The sequence below is a fragment of the Novosphingobium sp. BL-S-32 genome, from assembly GCF_056857055.1.
The window spans coordinates 3,403,819-3,417,752 of sequence record NZ_CM166476.1 but is presented as its reverse complement, the minus strand read 5'-3'; the positions used below and the strand labels follow the sequence as shown (position 1 = coordinate 3,417,752).

Here is a 13,934-nt window from a genome sequence, read left to right as displayed (position 1 = left end):
AGAAGTGGGGAATTTTCAAATGTTCGTTGTGGGGCATTTTACTCTGCCATCGACAGAAGCGCCGCCTGGCAGAAGTAAACCGCCAAGAATGGATGGGACGTCCACGCTCATGCTGGCCAGCTTGCGGATCGGATGGACCACCCTTTCGAATAACGCAGCGCGGTCCACTAAGCGCGGCCACTCCAGCCCCAATTTGGCCGACGCGATGGATCCGCCCGACACGCTGGAAATGCGTTTTGCCTGCTGGAGCACCCCTGCTTCAAACAGCCGAATAATGGCTCCGACGTGGAACAACATGGCCCGATACCCGCCGCCCGAAAAGGCGACACCAACCCCATCCTCAAGTAAATCCTCGGATCCCTCGGAAATTTGCATGATCGGGTCGCTCATCTGCACCTCCCGTGGCTCAATTGCTGGCAATCTTTTGTTCAAATGCCACCAATCAGCAGCCCCAAGATCTGGCTCACCAATTACCTATAATTATGAAATTTAGGAAAAATCAATATTAATACCCACTTAAGATCCTCCAAGCAGCATCAACCACCTCCTGGAGAGAAAATATATAACTCGAGAAATTCCGCAAAACAGGAAACCGCCGCCATGTATTACATGGCACGACGCACGTGTATCAAATTTCTGCTCAGAAGCCGCGCATCAATATAATCAATTTTATACTTTTCATTTCTGGTTGTTTCAATATTTAAAAAACTCCCATTTTTCATACTAGTGGATTGATTCCAACGTTTGGTGCCCGCGCCTGACGGCGGCGATAATTTCGTCGGGATCTGCCCTCCAGATGAAGGGACGCGGTTCCTGATTATGCTCTTTGATGAAACGGTTGATGGCAGCCTGCAGATCGACGACGGAGTGAAACACGCCGTTTTGCAGGCGCCGCCGGGTGAGTTTTGCAAAGAAACCTTCGACGGCATTGAGCGATGAGCAGGACGTGGGCACGAAATGGAAGGTCCAGCGCGGGCGCCTGGCCAGCCAGGCGCAGACCTTGGGCTGCTTGTGGGTGGCGTAATTGTCGAGGATGACATGAATTGCCTTGTCGGCGGGCATCTGGGCCTCAATGGTGTTGAGGAAACGGATGAATTCCTGATGCCGGTGGCGCTGCATGTTGCGCCCTATCACCGATCCATCCAACACATTGAGCGCGGCGAACAGTGTGGTTGTGCCATTACGTTTATAGTCGTGCGTCATGGTGGCGCCGCGCCCGCGCTTGAGCGGCAAGCCCGGTTGGGTGCGGTCAAGTGCCTGGATCTGGCTCTTCTCGTCGACCGACAGCACGATGGCATGGGCGGGCGGCGAGACATAAAGCCCAACGACATCATGCAGCTTCTCGGCAAAGGCCTTGCCATTGGACAGCTTGAAACTGCGCCATCGGTGCGGGGCCAGGCCGTGTTCGTGCCAGATCTTCACCACCGAGGAGGCCGCAATGCCCACCGCCTTGGCCATCGCGCGCACCGTCCAGTGCGTGGCCTCGTGCGCTGGTGGCTCGCCTCCGGATCGGCCTTCGCAGGGCCGCCGCCCCGCCTTCACCTCGGCCCGTCCCGCACCTCACTCGCCGACTGTTGACCGACTCGATTCATGTTTTGCATATGTTCCATTCTAGAGAAACGAAATGGAACAGATCACCGAGATCCGCGACGCGGTCGCGAAGGCGCTGGAACGCCGGGGCCTCGATAACCGAGAGTTCCTCCGGCAGATCAGGTCGGGAGAGCAGGACGATGGACCGTACATGACCGGGGCGATCGCGTGCTCCGAGATGCTGGCACAGCCGGCCGCGCATCACTGATGCCGTGGAGCGTTCGGATGGACTGAAGGCGCCGACGCGGCTGTTCGAAGCTGCCGCCTCGCAATACACCATCAAGGTGACCTGTACGTGTGGCAGGTCCGGCGTCTTTCATCCGCACGCCCTGTGGTGGCGCTTCCAGCGCGCAGGGTGGAATGACGACTTCACCAAGGCACGGGACCGCTTTTACTGCCGGGAATGCTGGCGCACCACGTATCGCAAGCTGCGCCCCACCAAGTTCGAGGTGTGCCGTGATTAGCCGACGATCAGCCTGCCGATGCCAGACGAGCGTGAGTGGAAGCGCGCGATCAATCGATACCGAGGCTAGGCACGAAAAAGGGCGACCCTCTCGAGCCGCCCTGCTGCTGTTACATCTGCGCTGGCTCATGCTGCCGCCTTCTCCCGCTGCCTGAACAACACAACCTCCGTGCCAACTGCATCGTTCAGTTCGAAGAAGACCGACTGGAGCGGCTCGATCTCCAGTTCGCAGTGTCCGGGTCCTTGCGCTCGCCAATCCCCCCCGTATGACGCCCGTTGCGACTGTAAGAAAAATTGGGGGTAATTTTGAAATTCGGGACAATTATTGGCGGGAATGTGCGTGCGTCCTGCAATCTATCTGCCGCGCTGACGCTGCTATTCGTCGCGGGATGCGGCGGGGGAGATTCGGCCTCCAGTCCAACGCCAACGCCAACGCCAACGCCAGTCGTCACTCCAACTCCAACTCCAACTCCAACTCCAACGCCCTCTCCGACCTATTATCCGTCGGCCAGCGATTTCAGCAAAGCGGCATTCGGGCAGTCCCCGATCGCCGAAGTAACCTACACCGAAGTTTATGACCCAGCGGCGGTGCTACCCGCGCCTTACTACAAATATAAGGCGGCATCGTCGCAATTGCTCGACTCGCCGGGGGCGGGCGTATTCGCCTGGGACCCAGAGAAGAAGATCGCCACGGCGCGGATCGGCGACTATTTCCATTCGTTCGACTCTGTCTCTATCTCCGAGCGCGCTCCCTCGGGTTCCTTCCTGGAAGCGAATTACAACGTGGAAGGCGACCAGCACACGCTACGCTGGAGTCGCGTAAAGGATACCCCTTTCGCCGTCGTTGACCTTGAAATGCGGCCACCCTGTACCTTTCCGCCGGGCGAACCCAAAACCTGTTTGACCACCACTCGCTACGCGACAATCGGTGCGAAGACCCTTCCGGGGGAACTTCCGCAGACCGGGTCGCGATCGGTGGCAGTAACCACCACCTTCACGCTCGCCCGACCGGAAAGCCCTTACACAGTCTATTCGAACGCCTCGGCGCAACTGTCGATCGACTTTGCCGCACGCACAGCAATCGCGCAGTGGGAGATCGATGGGCAAGAATTCATCCTGCAAGGCCAGTACCGGCCTGATCACCACACCCATCTGACAGGAACAGTGCGATCATTGGACGGGCGCTACAACGGCACGTTTGCCGGCAACTTCTATGGCGCTGAGGCGAAGATCGTCGCAATCGTATTTTCAGCTCAGGCTGATGGGCGGGGGGTCGCCGGCCGGATCGTCGGCCAGACCCAATGAAATCAATATCGCGGTTTATCGAGCGTAGAACCTAACGGATCAACGAAAAAAGGCGGTCAATTGAGCCGCCCTTTCCTTTCGCGTCTGCGCGTTTATGCCGCCGTCTTCACCTTCACTCCTTCTCTATCCGCACATTGGCCCGCCAGGCCGGCCGGCCAATCAATCCGCGCCAGCGCGCGCCAGCGTGATGCCTGCATCCGGCCCCATGGGCCGCCCCTGTCAGGGATCGTTACGGCTATGCCGACGAGACGCCGTAAGGCGGCTCGGTTGAGCGCAGCGAAATAGAGCCCGGCCATGCGGATGCACGGGACAGCCGGACTTCAATCTGCATTATCGAGTGGATAGATGTTCAGACCCCTGCCTACGAAGGACGACCATGTCGCGCTACTATCCTGCAGGGAACGGCATCCAGGTTCTTCCCGAAGACCTCATCAAGTTTGCCTGGTCCGAACCGATGCGCGACCTTGCGGCCAAGATCGGCATGTCCGACGTGGGTCTCAGAAAACTGTTCGTCTCGATGGACATCGTCCCCCCGCCCCAGGGCTACTGGAACAAGCTGCGTGCCGGTAAGCCGGTACCAAAGATGCCCAGGGCGCAGCCGCGCCAACCGGGCACCACAGGCCGGCTTGTCATTGACTGCAGGTTCGAACCCTTCGTGCCCCAGGCCCATCCGCTTTCGTCCGCAGGCCCATTCGCCAGCGCGCTTGTTCCCGAAGATCTGGAAGAGCTTCGCCGCCTGGAACTCAAGGCTATCGGCAAGGCCATAACACCGCGATCGCTGGAGGGCGCCCACCCCGGACTGCATGATGTCCTGGCCAAGGAAGCGAAGCGCCGCGCCAAGAGCGCAGAAAGCAAATGGCACTGGGACGAACCGAAATTCGACAATGCCCTCGACCAGCGAAGGCTGCGAATCTTCACCGCCATCTGCCTGGCTCTCGCCAAGCGCGGATGTAGCGGGAGCGTCCAGGAGGATCACGAGAACCTCAATGGCTCCGTACACATCGGGCAGCAATACATCAGCCTGACGCTGGAACCGGCCGGCAAGCACAAAGTCGCGGTGCTCAGAGGCTACAAGCGCCCGGATCCGGACCTGCCGGCGGGAACACCCTTGCAGCTTCGCTACCGGGGTCATCCCAGAGAGAGGTCATGGAACGACGACAAGGACGGAAAGCTCAAAACGAAGATCGCAGCCATCGTGGCCGACCTCATCGTCGCAGGTGAAGCCGCGTTCAGGGAGGGCCTACGTCAAACCGAAATCCGATTGGAAAAAGATCGGATCGCCGCAGAAGAGCGCCGCCGCAAGAAGCTGGAAGAGCTCAACGCCAGACGCCTCGATGACCTTCTCCAGAGCGGCGAACTGCTCCGCCGTGCCCGCGAAATCCGGGAACTGGTCGCCGATGTCAGCCGCGCCATGGAAGCATCGCCGGAGATGGACCCAGCCGAGTTGGACGCCTGGCGCCGCTGGGCGCTCGCCGAAGCGGACAAACTGGACCCCATTCTATCGGGACAGGTCTGCAAACACCTCCGCGCTCCCACCCTCGATCAGAGCGACTGACCACCGGGTCTGCAGAATCGATCTGCGCCGAACAGCACCGAGGCAGGTCAGGGAGGAGATTATCGCACCAGACTTGCCATGCACCGCTCTCCTCCTTCGGAAGCCGCCCGACTACACGCCAGCAATCAGGGCTTCCACATCCGATAGCGGAAGGAACATCCGCAGACGCTGGCCGGGCAGCGGCATGAAGCCGTAGGAGCCATATAGCTGCGCTCTACGCTCCACCTGATCTTCCGCGCCGCAATCTAGCACGTCCAGGAGGACGACGCGAATGCCGATGGCCCGGGCAGCACCGGCAATGCGGCATAGGCAGTCGACAAGTAGGTCCCCGCCGTAGCCTCGCCCCTGGTAACGGCTGTCCACGCCAATCATGGAAATGTAGGCTGCAGGGATCGTTCCGTGCCCCGGCCGGTCACGTCTGAACTTCTCGGGGAGGTCAGCGTAGTGGATCGAGTGCGCGTTGAGGGCGTAGAAACCGATGATTTCCCCATCCGGATCAGTCAGGACATGGACCCGGAGGTTGCCTGCCCGCTCGAGTTTGTTCGCCGTGCGCTTGAAGAAGTTGTCGACCTGATCGATGCCACATGAAAAGGCCGCCCGATCGTGCTTTGACGGATCGAGCGGCTCAATGATGCATTTCGCATCCGCCTTGCTGCTCGTCACTTGCTTTCGATCGTCCCCTGGTGACGAGCAAAAGCCGCGCGAAGCTTGTCGGTCGGCGCAGCCGGACGATCCAGCGCCGCAAAGAAGGCCTCGTGATCGACAGCGCCAAGCGTGGTGTGCTCGTGCGTCGAAATGGTCTCCATGGCGGCGCGATACGCAGCGTTCATCGTGAAAACGGAATCGTCGACCCCTGAAAGCGCTGCAGCCTTCTGGATCGCTTCCTTGATGCGCGGCTTGGTGCGAAACGACATACGCTCGGTGCTGCGTTCGTCGATCGAACTGGTGATGTCGCTGTGAGCCAACATGGCAACCTCCTTCAAGAAGGATAATGTACGCCGCTGTGGCGCACAGGTCAATATTGTGCACCGCGCCGGCGTACGTTGCAAAGCACTCCGCTGATATCCTCGAACACTATTTCCGATTGCGCTCGTGTCCCTCAAGCCAAGAAAGCCGCCGACTCCCGTCATAATTCGCCTGAAACGGCCTGACGTTGCAGCAGCGCTAAACCTCATGGCGTGGCTCCACGATGACGGTTCCAGACGCAGTTGGTCGCGCTCCATGAACGATGTCCCCCGAGATTGGGACCGCCACCTCAATGAATAATAACCAAGCCTATGCTCGAATATTCATTAAATTATTGGAGTCCGACCCTTAGCAACGCTCGCCGTCTTTAGCGATCAGCCTCAGACCTGTTCGAGCGGGCGCCTGCAGCGGCACGACGACACGCTCCTCAACCCGACGATCCTTTCGAACAATAGTCTTCGCCTTAGCGCTCGATCCGGATTTTCCAGCCACGCAGCGGTCGGAATAGTTCGCCCAATCCTGAAGCATTGAACGGCGTGGCGAGAGATAAAGTGCGCTATTGTACGCACCTCGGGTCGTATCATCGTCGGAATGGGCCAAGGCCATCTCGATCCAATCGGATTGATATCGTTCCGACTCGTTGGCCCAGGTAGAAGCGAGGCCGCGAAAACCATGCACGGTCTGACGCCTCCGGAAGCCCATCCTGTAGCAGGCATAAAGCATCGTGTTCTCCGACATGGCCTTGCCGGGCTTGTCTCCCGGAAACACGAAATCGCCATCCTCTTCGAGCGCAGCGCTGCGTCGACGGCGCAAGATCTCCGCAGCCTGCTTCGATAGCGGTACGAGATGATCGCGCTCCATCTTCATACGATGGGCTGGCACGCGCCAGATTGGCTCCTTGCCATCCAGATCCTCGAACTCCTCCCAGGCAGCGAAGCGCACCTCGCTTGTGCGCGCCCACGTCAGGAAAGTGAACATGAGCGCCTCGCGAGTCCGTTCCCGGCACCTAGGGTTGTCCTCGCCGTCATACGAGGCGATTGAGCGCACAAGTACAGGCAATTCCTTCAAGGGAACCCGGCTCATGTGCTTCACTCGCGGGCGCGGCTTCAGCGCCCCCAGCAAGTGAACTGTGGGGTCTTCCTTCGCCCAACCATTGGCAATGGCGAACCTATAAACCTGGCTCACTGACTGCTTGGCACGGCGCGAGATGTCGAGCGCGCCGCGAGCCTCGATCTTGCGGATCATCTCAAGGATCTGAGGGACTGTCACCTTGCAGATCGACAGTTCGCCGATCTCAGGGAACACGTCCCGCTCCATCCGGCTCAGCACCCGGCGGGCGTGAGCATCATCGAGACCGGACTCACGGTTTGCGTGCCACATGCGGGCTACGTGCTCGAACGTGTTCTCGTCCGCCTGTCGGATCTCAATCTGCACGACTCCGGGATCCTTCCCTTCGACGAGCAGCGTCCTCGCCTCCTCTCGCTTCACACGCGCGACGGCGAGAGAGACCTCGGGATAGCGACCGAAGCTCAGCAGCTTTTCCTTGCCGCCGAATCGGTATTTCATACGCCACAGCTTCGAGCCGTTCGGCTGGACAAACAGGTGCAATCCGCCGCCGTCCGTCAGCTTGTATGCGCGGCTCCGGATAGCCGCGTATTTCACTTCAAGTTCCTTGAGAGCCATCTGGGGGTATCGCCTGTTTGGGGTGCAGGCCAAAAATACCCCCAATTCCACCCCCAATTCAAATCGACGTGGGCGGTCTCGCATGGACGAGAGTGGACGCCAGCGGATGACCGCGAACGCCGTAAACGCTTGAATTTATTTTGAAAAAAGATGCTCCGAGACGTCAACGGACAAAGCTGGACTGTCTCGGAAAATGGGCAATGGTAGCGGAGGAGGGACTCGAACCCCCGACACGCGGATTATGATTCCGCTGCTCTAACCAGCTGAGCTACTCCGCCATACCAAGTCCACCGCTTGGGTGGCTCTGCATGGTGCCGGGGGAGCGCCCCGGGCAGGTGGCTGCCTCTAGGGGGAAGCTTTCGTGCGGTCAACACCCAAAACTGCATTCAGCCGCGAAATTTTACGAGCCGGATGTCGCGCCAGAGCCCATCCTCCCAAGCATAAAGGCCGAAGCCGCGAAAACGGAAGTTTACGGGCGCAAAGCGCGGGTCCAGCTCGGCCTGAAGGGCGCGCGCCTCCGTCGATGGCACCTTGTTCTGGATAGTCACGTGGAGCCGCAACGGGCGCGTATCCTGATCAGTCAGCAAGCCGTGCATGCGTTCGGCGATTCGCGCGTGTAGTTTCGTCATTGCCGGGCTCTCCACGGCGAGCGCCGTGCCTTGATCCAGCTTCATCAGGCCGGTGATTCGCGCCGCCGGAGGCGCCGTCCGGGCCAGATCGGCCAGCACGTCGACCAGTTCCGCCTCCACCGAAGGCGGCAGCGCGTGGAACAGCGTGACGTGGGCACGCAGGCGGTTGCGTTCGGGCGGATAATGCGCACGGCGCAGCGCGTCAGCCCAGCCGAGCACATCGGCCGGCAATTCTGCCGTCACCAGCAGCGGCGCGCCGGCCTTGCGCTTACCCGCCAGTACTTCGCCTTCACGGTTCATTTCAGCCCCTGGATCGTAGCGGGACACTCGCTCACATCCCTGCCCTCGCCCAATTGCAAGATCTTCGGCCCTACGGCAAAGTCCTTAGCCACGACACCCATATCCACGGGTGGTGCGCCTAGGGAGACGGACATGCGCACGTTCTGGATCATCGCCACGGCCATCCTCTTGTGGAACCTGCTGGGCGATGCCGCCTATCTCATGCAGGCCAGCGCCGATCTCGACGAATTGGCGAAGACCGACCCGGTAACCGCTCGTGCCTTCATGCAGATGCCCGCCTGGGCCTGGGGTGCCTATGCCGTGGCGGTCTGGAGCGGGACGTTCGGCGCGATGCTGCTGCTCATGCGGCGCGGCTGGGCCTGGGCCTTCTTCGCGCTCTCGCTGACGGCGGTGATCGTCCAGTTCGCCTGGAGCTTCCTCGATTTCGATATGCTGGGCGCGAAGGGGCCCAGTTCCGCGATCTTCCCGCTGGTGATCGTCGGGATCGCCCTTGCTTCGCTCATCTACGCCCGGCGCAAGAAGGCCGACGGCACGCTGCACTGACGGGAGGCACTCTCCTCGTCAGTGCGCCCCTTCGTCAGATTTCGCCCCGCGCACGGCGGATCGCGAACCACTTCTTCACGTTCTGGTTATGCTCTGCCAGCGTCGAGGCGAAAGCATGGCCTCCGGTGCCGTCCGCCACCATGTAGAGCGCACCGGTCTCCGCCGGATGCAGCACCGCCTCGATCGAGGCGCGGCCCGGATTGGTGATCGGGTACTTGGGCAGCCCGGCCATCGAGTAGGTATTGTAATCGTTCACCGCACGAATCTCGGATTCGAGGATGCGGCGGCCAAGCGCCTTGCCCTTGGTGATCGGGTAGATGATCGTCGGATCCGCCTGAAGCGGCATGCCGATGCGCAGACGATTGGAATAGAGACCGGCGACCATGCGGCGCTCGGAAGGCTTGCCGGTTTCCTTCTCGACGATCGAGGCAAGGATGATCGCCTGTTCGGGCGTCTTGACCACAAGGCCGTCGGCGCGCTTGTCCCACAGTTCGGCCAAAGTGCGGCTCATCGCCGCCTGCATGCGGCGCAGGACGGCCTCGCGGCTCTCACCGTCGCCGAACGCGTAGCTGTCCGGCAGCACGGAGCCCTCATCGGGCACCGCAATATCGCCGGTGAGCTGCTGCTGCGCCATCAGGCGCTCATGCACCATGATCGAGGGCATCCCCTCCGGCACGGTTACGAAGCGGCGGATAACCTCGTCGCTGGAGATGATCGCCATCACGCGCGAAGCGCTGGCGTGGGCGGGAATCGCGAATTCGCCCGCCTTGATCGCACTGCCCGCGCCGAACACCCGGGCGCGCAGCGTAAAGCCGTTGGCCGAGCCGATCACGCCCTGCTTCTCCAGCCGATCCGCAACAACGGCAAGGCTTGCCCCGTTGGGGACGATGAAGTGAGTATCCTTCTTGAGCGGGCCGGAACCATACCACCCGCCCAGGAAGGACCACAGGACGATCACCGCCGCCAGGCCAAGAGCCGCGACGAGAAACCAATTGCGCCGCGACATCATGGCCTGCGAACTTTCTTGACGGTCGATCAGTCGATCTTGCGCATCACCAGGCTTGCGTTGGTGCCGCCGAAGCCGAACGAGTTGTTCAGCACGGCACGCACCTCACGCTTTTTCGCGACGTGCGGGACCAGGTCCACGCCCTCGCAACCCTCGTCCGGGTTGTCGAGGTTGAGCGTGGGCGGAACGATCTGGTCGCGCAGCGCAAGGATGCAGAAGATCGATTCGACCGCACCGGCACCGCCGAGCAGGTGACCGATGGCCGACTTGGTCGAACTCATCGAGACGCTGCCGATGGCATCGCCGAACAGGCGACGCACGGCGCCGAGTTCGATGGTGTCGGCCATGGTCGAAGTGCCGTGGGCGTTGATGTAGTCGATGTCGGCCGGGGTCATCCCCGCCTTCTTCAGCGCCATCTGCATCGAACGGTAAGCGCCGTCGCCAGTGGGCTCTGGAGCGGTGACGTGGAAGGCATCGCCCGAAAGGCCGTAGCCGATCACTTCGCAGTAGATCTTCGCGCCGCGCGCCTTGGCGTGTTCGTACTCTTCGAGAACGAGAACGCCCGCGCCTTCGCCCATGATGAAGCCGTCACGATCCTTGTCGTAAGGGCGGCTCGCCTGTTCGGGGCGGTCGTTGTAGCTGCTGTTGAGCGCGCGGGCCTGTGCGAAGCCGGCAATGCCGATCGGGCAGATGGTCGATTCGGCACCGCCCGCCAGCATGATGTCGGCATCGCCGTCCTTGATCATGCGCGCGGCGTCGCCGATCGAGTGGGCACCGGTCGAGCAAGCGGTGACGACCGCGTGGTTCGGACCCTTGAGGCCGTACTTGATCGAGACCTGACCCGAGATCAGGTTGATTAGGCGACCGTGCACGAAGTGCGGCGAAACGCGGCCCGGCCCCTTCTGGTCGAGCACCAGCGATTCGCTCTCGATCCCCGGCAGACCGCCGATGCCCGAACCGATCGAGCAGCCGGCCATGAGCTTGTCTTCCTCGCTCATGTCGGTGAGGCCGGCATCTTCGAGCGCCTGACCGGCGGCATCGATGCCGAAGACGATGAAGGGATCGACCTGGCGCTGAATCTTGTGGTCGACACGCTTGTTGGCATCGAAGCCATACTCGTGGTCGGCCGGCTTCACCTCGCAGGCGATCTGGCACTTCTGATCGCTCGCATCGAAGCGGGTGATCGGGCCAGCGCCGGACTTGCTGGCAAGGATGTTGGCCCAGGCAGTCTCGACGTCAGCTCCCAGCGGAGTGACAAGACCAAGTCCGGTGACGACAACACGACGCATTCATGCTCTCCGAAAAAGCAATTGGCCGAAAAATACGACTGGCGAAAAGCCAGCCGGCAGAAACGGCAACAGGCCCGCCCCCTTAGAGGTCGAGCCTGTCGATTTCAATCCGCGAGTGGCCGAAAGGTATCCCGGCCGTAACCGGGAACACCAAATCGACCGTAGGCCGGATCAGCCCTTGTTCTCTTCGATGTACTTGATCGCATCGGAGACAGTGCTGATCTTTTCGGCCGCATCGTCCGGAATCTCGACGCCGAACTCTTCCTCGAAGGCCATGACCAGCTCGACGATGTCGAGCGAGTCAGCGCCCAGATCGTCGATGAAGCTTGCTTCTTCGGTCACCTTGTCGGCTTCGACGCCCAGGTGTTCGACGACGATCTTCTTAACCCGATCGGCGGTATCGCTCATTTGAATAGACCCCTTCAAAAATCCAGAGGATGTAATCTCGCCAGTCGCCCTAATGTCTGGGGCGGGCGCTGGCAAGCCTCGCACGTAAGATACGATCACGACGCGGAAGCGCCATGGCCCGATTTATCCACGATTCAGCCGCAATTCCCAGAGTTTTCCGGGAAATCACCGCAAATTGTGGCCGCCGAAGCGGAAGCAAGGCGAGAGGGCCCCATGCCCATGCCTTGCCCTGTATTCTCATCAACCCTGTGCAGGCGCCTGTGCAGCCGGCTTCTGGGGCTCAACCACGCGCATGTGCAGTTCGCGAAGCTGCCTGGGCTCGGCCGGGGTCGGCGCGCCCATCAGCAGGTCTTCGGCGCGCTGGTTCATCGGGAACAGCGCCACTTCGCGCAGGTTCTGCGCGCCGCAGAGCAGCATGACGATGCGGTCCACGCCGGCCGCCATGCCGCCGTGCGGCGGGGCACCGTACTGGAACGCGCGGTAGAGGCCGCCGAAGCGCTCCTCGACGTCGGCCTTGCTCAGGCCGACCATCTCGAACGCCTTGACCATCAGTTCGGGCGACTGGTTACGGATCGAGCCGGAGGCGATTTCGAAGCCGTTGCAGACGAGGTCGTACTGATACGCCTTGATCGTCAGCGGATCCTGACCTTCCAGCGCTTCCATGCCGCCCTGCGGCATCGAGAACGGGTTGTGCGCGAAGTCCACCTTCTTGTTGTCTTCGTCCCATTCGTAGAACGGGAAGTCGACGATCCAGCACAGCTCGAAGCGGTCTTTGTCGATCAGGTCAAGCTGCTCGCCGGTGCGGATGCGGGCAAGACCGGCCAGCTTGGCAGCCTGCTCTTCCTTGCCGGCAGCGAAGAACACGCCGTCGTTCGGGCCAAGGCCCAGCGCGGCGATCAGCGCGGCGGTCTTTTCCTCGCCGTGGTTCTTGGCGATCGGGCCGCCGGGGACGCCGTCCTTGATGTTGATGTAGCCAAGGCCGGAGTAGCCTTCGCCGCGCGCCCAGACGTTCATGTCGTCGAAGAACTTGCGGCTGCCAGCGCCTGCACCCGGAGCCGGGATCGCGCGGATCACGCCGCCATTGGCGACGATACCGGCGAAGATACCGAAGCCCGATTCGACGAAGTGCTCGGTCACGTCCTTGATGATCAGCGGGTTACGCAGATCGGGCTTGTCCGAACCGTAATCCAGCATGGACTGGGCGTGCGGAATACGGCGGAAGCTACCTGCCGGCGTGACCGGCTTGCCTTCGGCGAAATCGGCGAACACGCTCTGGAGCACCGGCTCCATGGTTTCCCAGATCTCTTCCTGCGTGACGAAGCTCATTTCGAGGTCGAGCTGATAGAACTCGCCCGGCAGACGGTCTGCGCGCGGGTCCTCGTCACGGAAGCAGGGCGCGATCTGGAAGTAACGGTCGAAACCGGCGACCATCAGTAGCTGCTTGTACTGCTGCGGGGCCTGCGGCAGCGCGTAGAACTTGCCGGCGTGAATGCGGCTAGGCACCAGGAAGTCGCGCGCGCCTTCGGGCGAAGAGGCGGTCAGGATCGGCGTCGCGTATTCGGTGAAGCCGATGCCTTCCATCTTGCGGCGCATGTCCGAGATGATCTTGGTGCGCTTCACGATGTTGGCGTGCAGCGTCTCACGGCGCAGGTCGAGGAAGCGGTAGCGCAGGCGGATATCCTCGGGATATTCCTGCTCACCGGCGACCGGCATCGGCAGCTCTTCCGCCTTCGCCTGAACCGTCACGGCGCGGGCATAGACCTCGATTTCGCCGGTCGGCAGGTTCGGGTTCACGGTCGATGCGCTGCGAGCCTTCACTTCGCCTTCGATGGTGACCACCGATTCGACGCGCAGCGAATCGAGCACGGCCAGCGCCGGGCTGTCGCTGTCGGTCACGATCTGGGTGATGCCGTAGTGATCGCGCAGATCGACGAAGAGCACCCCGCCGTGATCGCGCTTGCGATGCACCCAGCCCGAGAGGCGGACGGTCTGGCCGACCTCGGCAGCGGCAAGGGCGCCGCAGGTGTGGGAGCGATAGGGATGAGTCATGGCGGGCTCGCGCTTCTCTTCGTCTGAAACAGGTTGCAAGCCGTGCCCCCTAGTCGAGTGGCTGCATTATTTCCAGACATGGAATTGCCGCGGCGCGTCGCGCGGTCACTTCTGTCACGCTTTCGCGCGGCCGACAGCCAGCCGGAGC

Annotated in this window: 14 protein-coding genes, 1 tRNA gene and 1 pseudogene; 5 read left to right on the top strand and 11 right to left on the bottom strand. The window is 61.4% G+C overall.

Annotated elements, in window-relative coordinates:
- Window positions 1-15 precede the first annotated feature (15 nt).
- Both AC1VVK_RS16105 and AC1VVK_RS16100 read right to left on the bottom strand, forming a co-directional pair.
- Window positions 16-390, bottom strand: coding sequence for a hypothetical protein (locus tag AC1VVK_RS16105; RefSeq protein WP_482903748.1), 375 nt, complete (start codon window positions 388-390; stop codon window positions 16-18).
- Between the two features lie 333 nt (window positions 391-723).
- Window positions 724-1,500, bottom strand: a pseudogene (locus tag AC1VVK_RS16100) (IS630 family transposase); the annotation flags it as partial.
- A 124-nt stretch (window positions 1,501-1,624) separates the two neighbouring features.
- Between AC1VVK_RS16100 and AC1VVK_RS16095 the strand changes: the two are divergent.
- From AC1VVK_RS16095 to AC1VVK_RS16080, 4 genes are all read left to right on the top strand, one after another.
- A complete protein-coding gene (locus AC1VVK_RS16095; protein ID WP_482903747.1) occupies window positions 1,625-1,798 on the top strand; it encodes a hypothetical protein in 174 nt (57 codons plus the stop codon).
- A gap of 4 nt (window positions 1,799-1,802) precedes the next feature.
- A complete protein-coding gene (locus tag AC1VVK_RS16090) occupies window positions 1,803-2,054 on the top strand; it encodes a hypothetical protein (RefSeq protein WP_482903746.1) in 252 nt (83 codons plus the stop codon).
- 305 nt (window positions 2,055-2,359) lie between these two features.
- Window positions 2,360-3,358, top strand: a complete 999-nt coding sequence (locus AC1VVK_RS16085) for a hypothetical protein (protein ID WP_482903745.1) — start codon at window positions 2,360-2,362, stop codon at window positions 3,356-3,358.
- 376 nt (window positions 3,359-3,734) lie between these two features.
- Window positions 3,735-4,913 (top strand): hypothetical protein, encoded by a 1,179-nt coding sequence (locus tag AC1VVK_RS16080; protein ID WP_482903744.1) that lies wholly within the window; start codon window positions 3,735-3,737, stop codon window positions 4,911-4,913.
- 111 nt (window positions 4,914-5,024) lie between these two features.
- Here AC1VVK_RS16080 and AC1VVK_RS16075 read toward each other — a convergent pair whose 3' ends face one another.
- The 5 genes from AC1VVK_RS16075 to AC1VVK_RS16055 form a co-directional block, all read right to left on the bottom strand.
- Window positions 5,025-5,576 carry a GNAT family N-acetyltransferase gene (locus AC1VVK_RS16075; RefSeq protein WP_482903743.1) on the bottom strand — a complete coding sequence of 184 codons (552 nt, stop codon included), beginning with the start codon at window positions 5,574-5,576 and terminating at the stop codon, window positions 5,025-5,027.
- Window positions 5,573-5,896, bottom strand: a complete 324-nt coding sequence (locus AC1VVK_RS16070; RefSeq protein ID WP_482903742.1) for a type II toxin-antitoxin system TacA family antitoxin — start codon at window positions 5,894-5,896, stop codon at window positions 5,573-5,575. Before AC1VVK_RS16070 ends, AC1VVK_RS16075 begins: the two co-directional genes overlap by 4 nt.
- A 331-nt stretch (window positions 5,897-6,227) precedes the next feature.
- On the bottom strand, window positions 6,228-7,562 hold the full coding sequence (locus tag AC1VVK_RS16065) for a tyrosine-type recombinase/integrase (RefSeq protein WP_482903741.1): 1,335 nt from the start codon (window positions 7,560-7,562) through the stop codon (window positions 6,228-6,230).
- Between the two features lie 201 nt (window positions 7,563-7,763).
- A tRNA-Met gene (locus tag AC1VVK_RS16060) sits at window positions 7,764-7,840 on the bottom strand.
- A gap of 108 nt (window positions 7,841-7,948) precedes the next feature.
- The gene (locus AC1VVK_RS16055; protein WP_482903740.1) at window positions 7,949-8,491 is read right to left on the bottom strand and encodes a 2'-5' RNA ligase family protein; all 543 of its coding nucleotides are present in this window, start codon (window positions 8,489-8,491) and stop codon (window positions 7,949-7,951) included.
- A gap of 132 nt (window positions 8,492-8,623) precedes the next feature.
- On the opposite strand from AC1VVK_RS16055, the gene AC1VVK_RS16050 reads away from it, so the two are divergent.
- Window positions 8,624-9,034, top strand: coding sequence for a sugar transporter (locus AC1VVK_RS16050; RefSeq protein ID WP_482903739.1), 411 nt, complete (start codon window positions 8,624-8,626; stop codon window positions 9,032-9,034).
- Between the two features lie 34 nt (window positions 9,035-9,068).
- Here the strand turns inward: AC1VVK_RS16050 and mltG are convergent, their stop codons facing one another.
- From mltG to aspS, 4 genes are all read right to left on the bottom strand, one after another.
- On the bottom strand, window positions 9,069-10,043 hold the full coding sequence (gene mltG / locus AC1VVK_RS16045; RefSeq protein ID WP_482903738.1) for an endolytic transglycosylase MltG: 975 nt from the start codon (window positions 10,041-10,043) through the stop codon (window positions 9,069-9,071).
- 26 nt (window positions 10,044-10,069) lie between these two features.
- Window positions 10,070-11,329, bottom strand: a complete 1,260-nt coding sequence (gene fabF, locus AC1VVK_RS16040; RefSeq protein WP_482903737.1) for a beta-ketoacyl-ACP synthase II — start codon at window positions 11,327-11,329, stop codon at window positions 10,070-10,072.
- Between the two features lie 171 nt (window positions 11,330-11,500).
- Window positions 11,501-11,737 carry an acyl carrier protein gene (locus tag AC1VVK_RS16035; protein ID WP_007013838.1) on the bottom strand — a complete coding sequence of 79 codons (237 nt, stop codon included), beginning with the start codon at window positions 11,735-11,737 and terminating at the stop codon, window positions 11,501-11,503.
- Between the two features lie 240 nt (window positions 11,738-11,977).
- The gene (aspS, locus tag AC1VVK_RS16030) at window positions 11,978-13,786 is read right to left on the bottom strand and encodes an aspartate--tRNA ligase (RefSeq protein ID WP_482905186.1); all 1,809 of its coding nucleotides are present in this window, start codon (window positions 13,784-13,786) and stop codon (window positions 11,978-11,980) included.
- Window positions 13,787-13,934 lie beyond the last annotated feature (148 nt).

Bases quoted from the DNA above. Each gene is read 5' to 3' on its own strand.
- AC1VVK_RS16105 (WP_482903748.1), bottom strand. From the start codon at position 390: ATGAGCGACCCGATCATGCAAATTTCCGAGGGATCCGAGGATTTACTT.
- AC1VVK_RS16095 (WP_482903747.1), top strand. From the start codon at position 1,625: ATGGAACAGATCACCGAGATCCGCGACGCGGTCGCGAAGGCGCTGGAA.
- AC1VVK_RS16080 (WP_482903744.1), top strand. From the start codon at position 3,735: ATGTCGCGCTACTATCCTGCAGGGAACGGCATCCAGGTTCTTCCCGAA.
- AC1VVK_RS16065 (WP_482903741.1), bottom strand. From the start codon at position 7,562: ATGGCTCTCAAGGAACTTGAAGTGAAATACGCGGCTATCCGGAGCCGC.
- AC1VVK_RS16055 (WP_482903740.1), bottom strand. From the start codon at position 8,491: ATGAACCGTGAAGGCGAAGTACTGGCGGGTAAGCGCAAGGCCGGCGCG.
- AC1VVK_RS16050 (WP_482903739.1), top strand. From the start codon at position 8,624: ATGCGCACGTTCTGGATCATCGCCACGGCCATCCTCTTGTGGAACCTG.
- mltG (WP_482903738.1), bottom strand. From the start codon at position 10,043: ATGATGTCGCGGCGCAATTGGTTTCTCGTCGCGGCTCTTGGCCTGGCG.
- fabF (WP_482903737.1), bottom strand. From the start codon at position 11,329: ATGCGTCGTGTTGTCGTCACCGGACTTGGTCTTGTCACTCCGCTGGGA.
- AC1VVK_RS16035 (WP_007013838.1), bottom strand. From the start codon at position 11,737: ATGAGCGATACCGCCGATCGGGTTAAGAAGATCGTCGTCGAACACCTG.
- aspS (WP_482905186.1), bottom strand. From the start codon at position 13,786: ATGACTCATCCCTATCGCTCCCACACCTGCGGCGCCCTTGCCGCTGCC.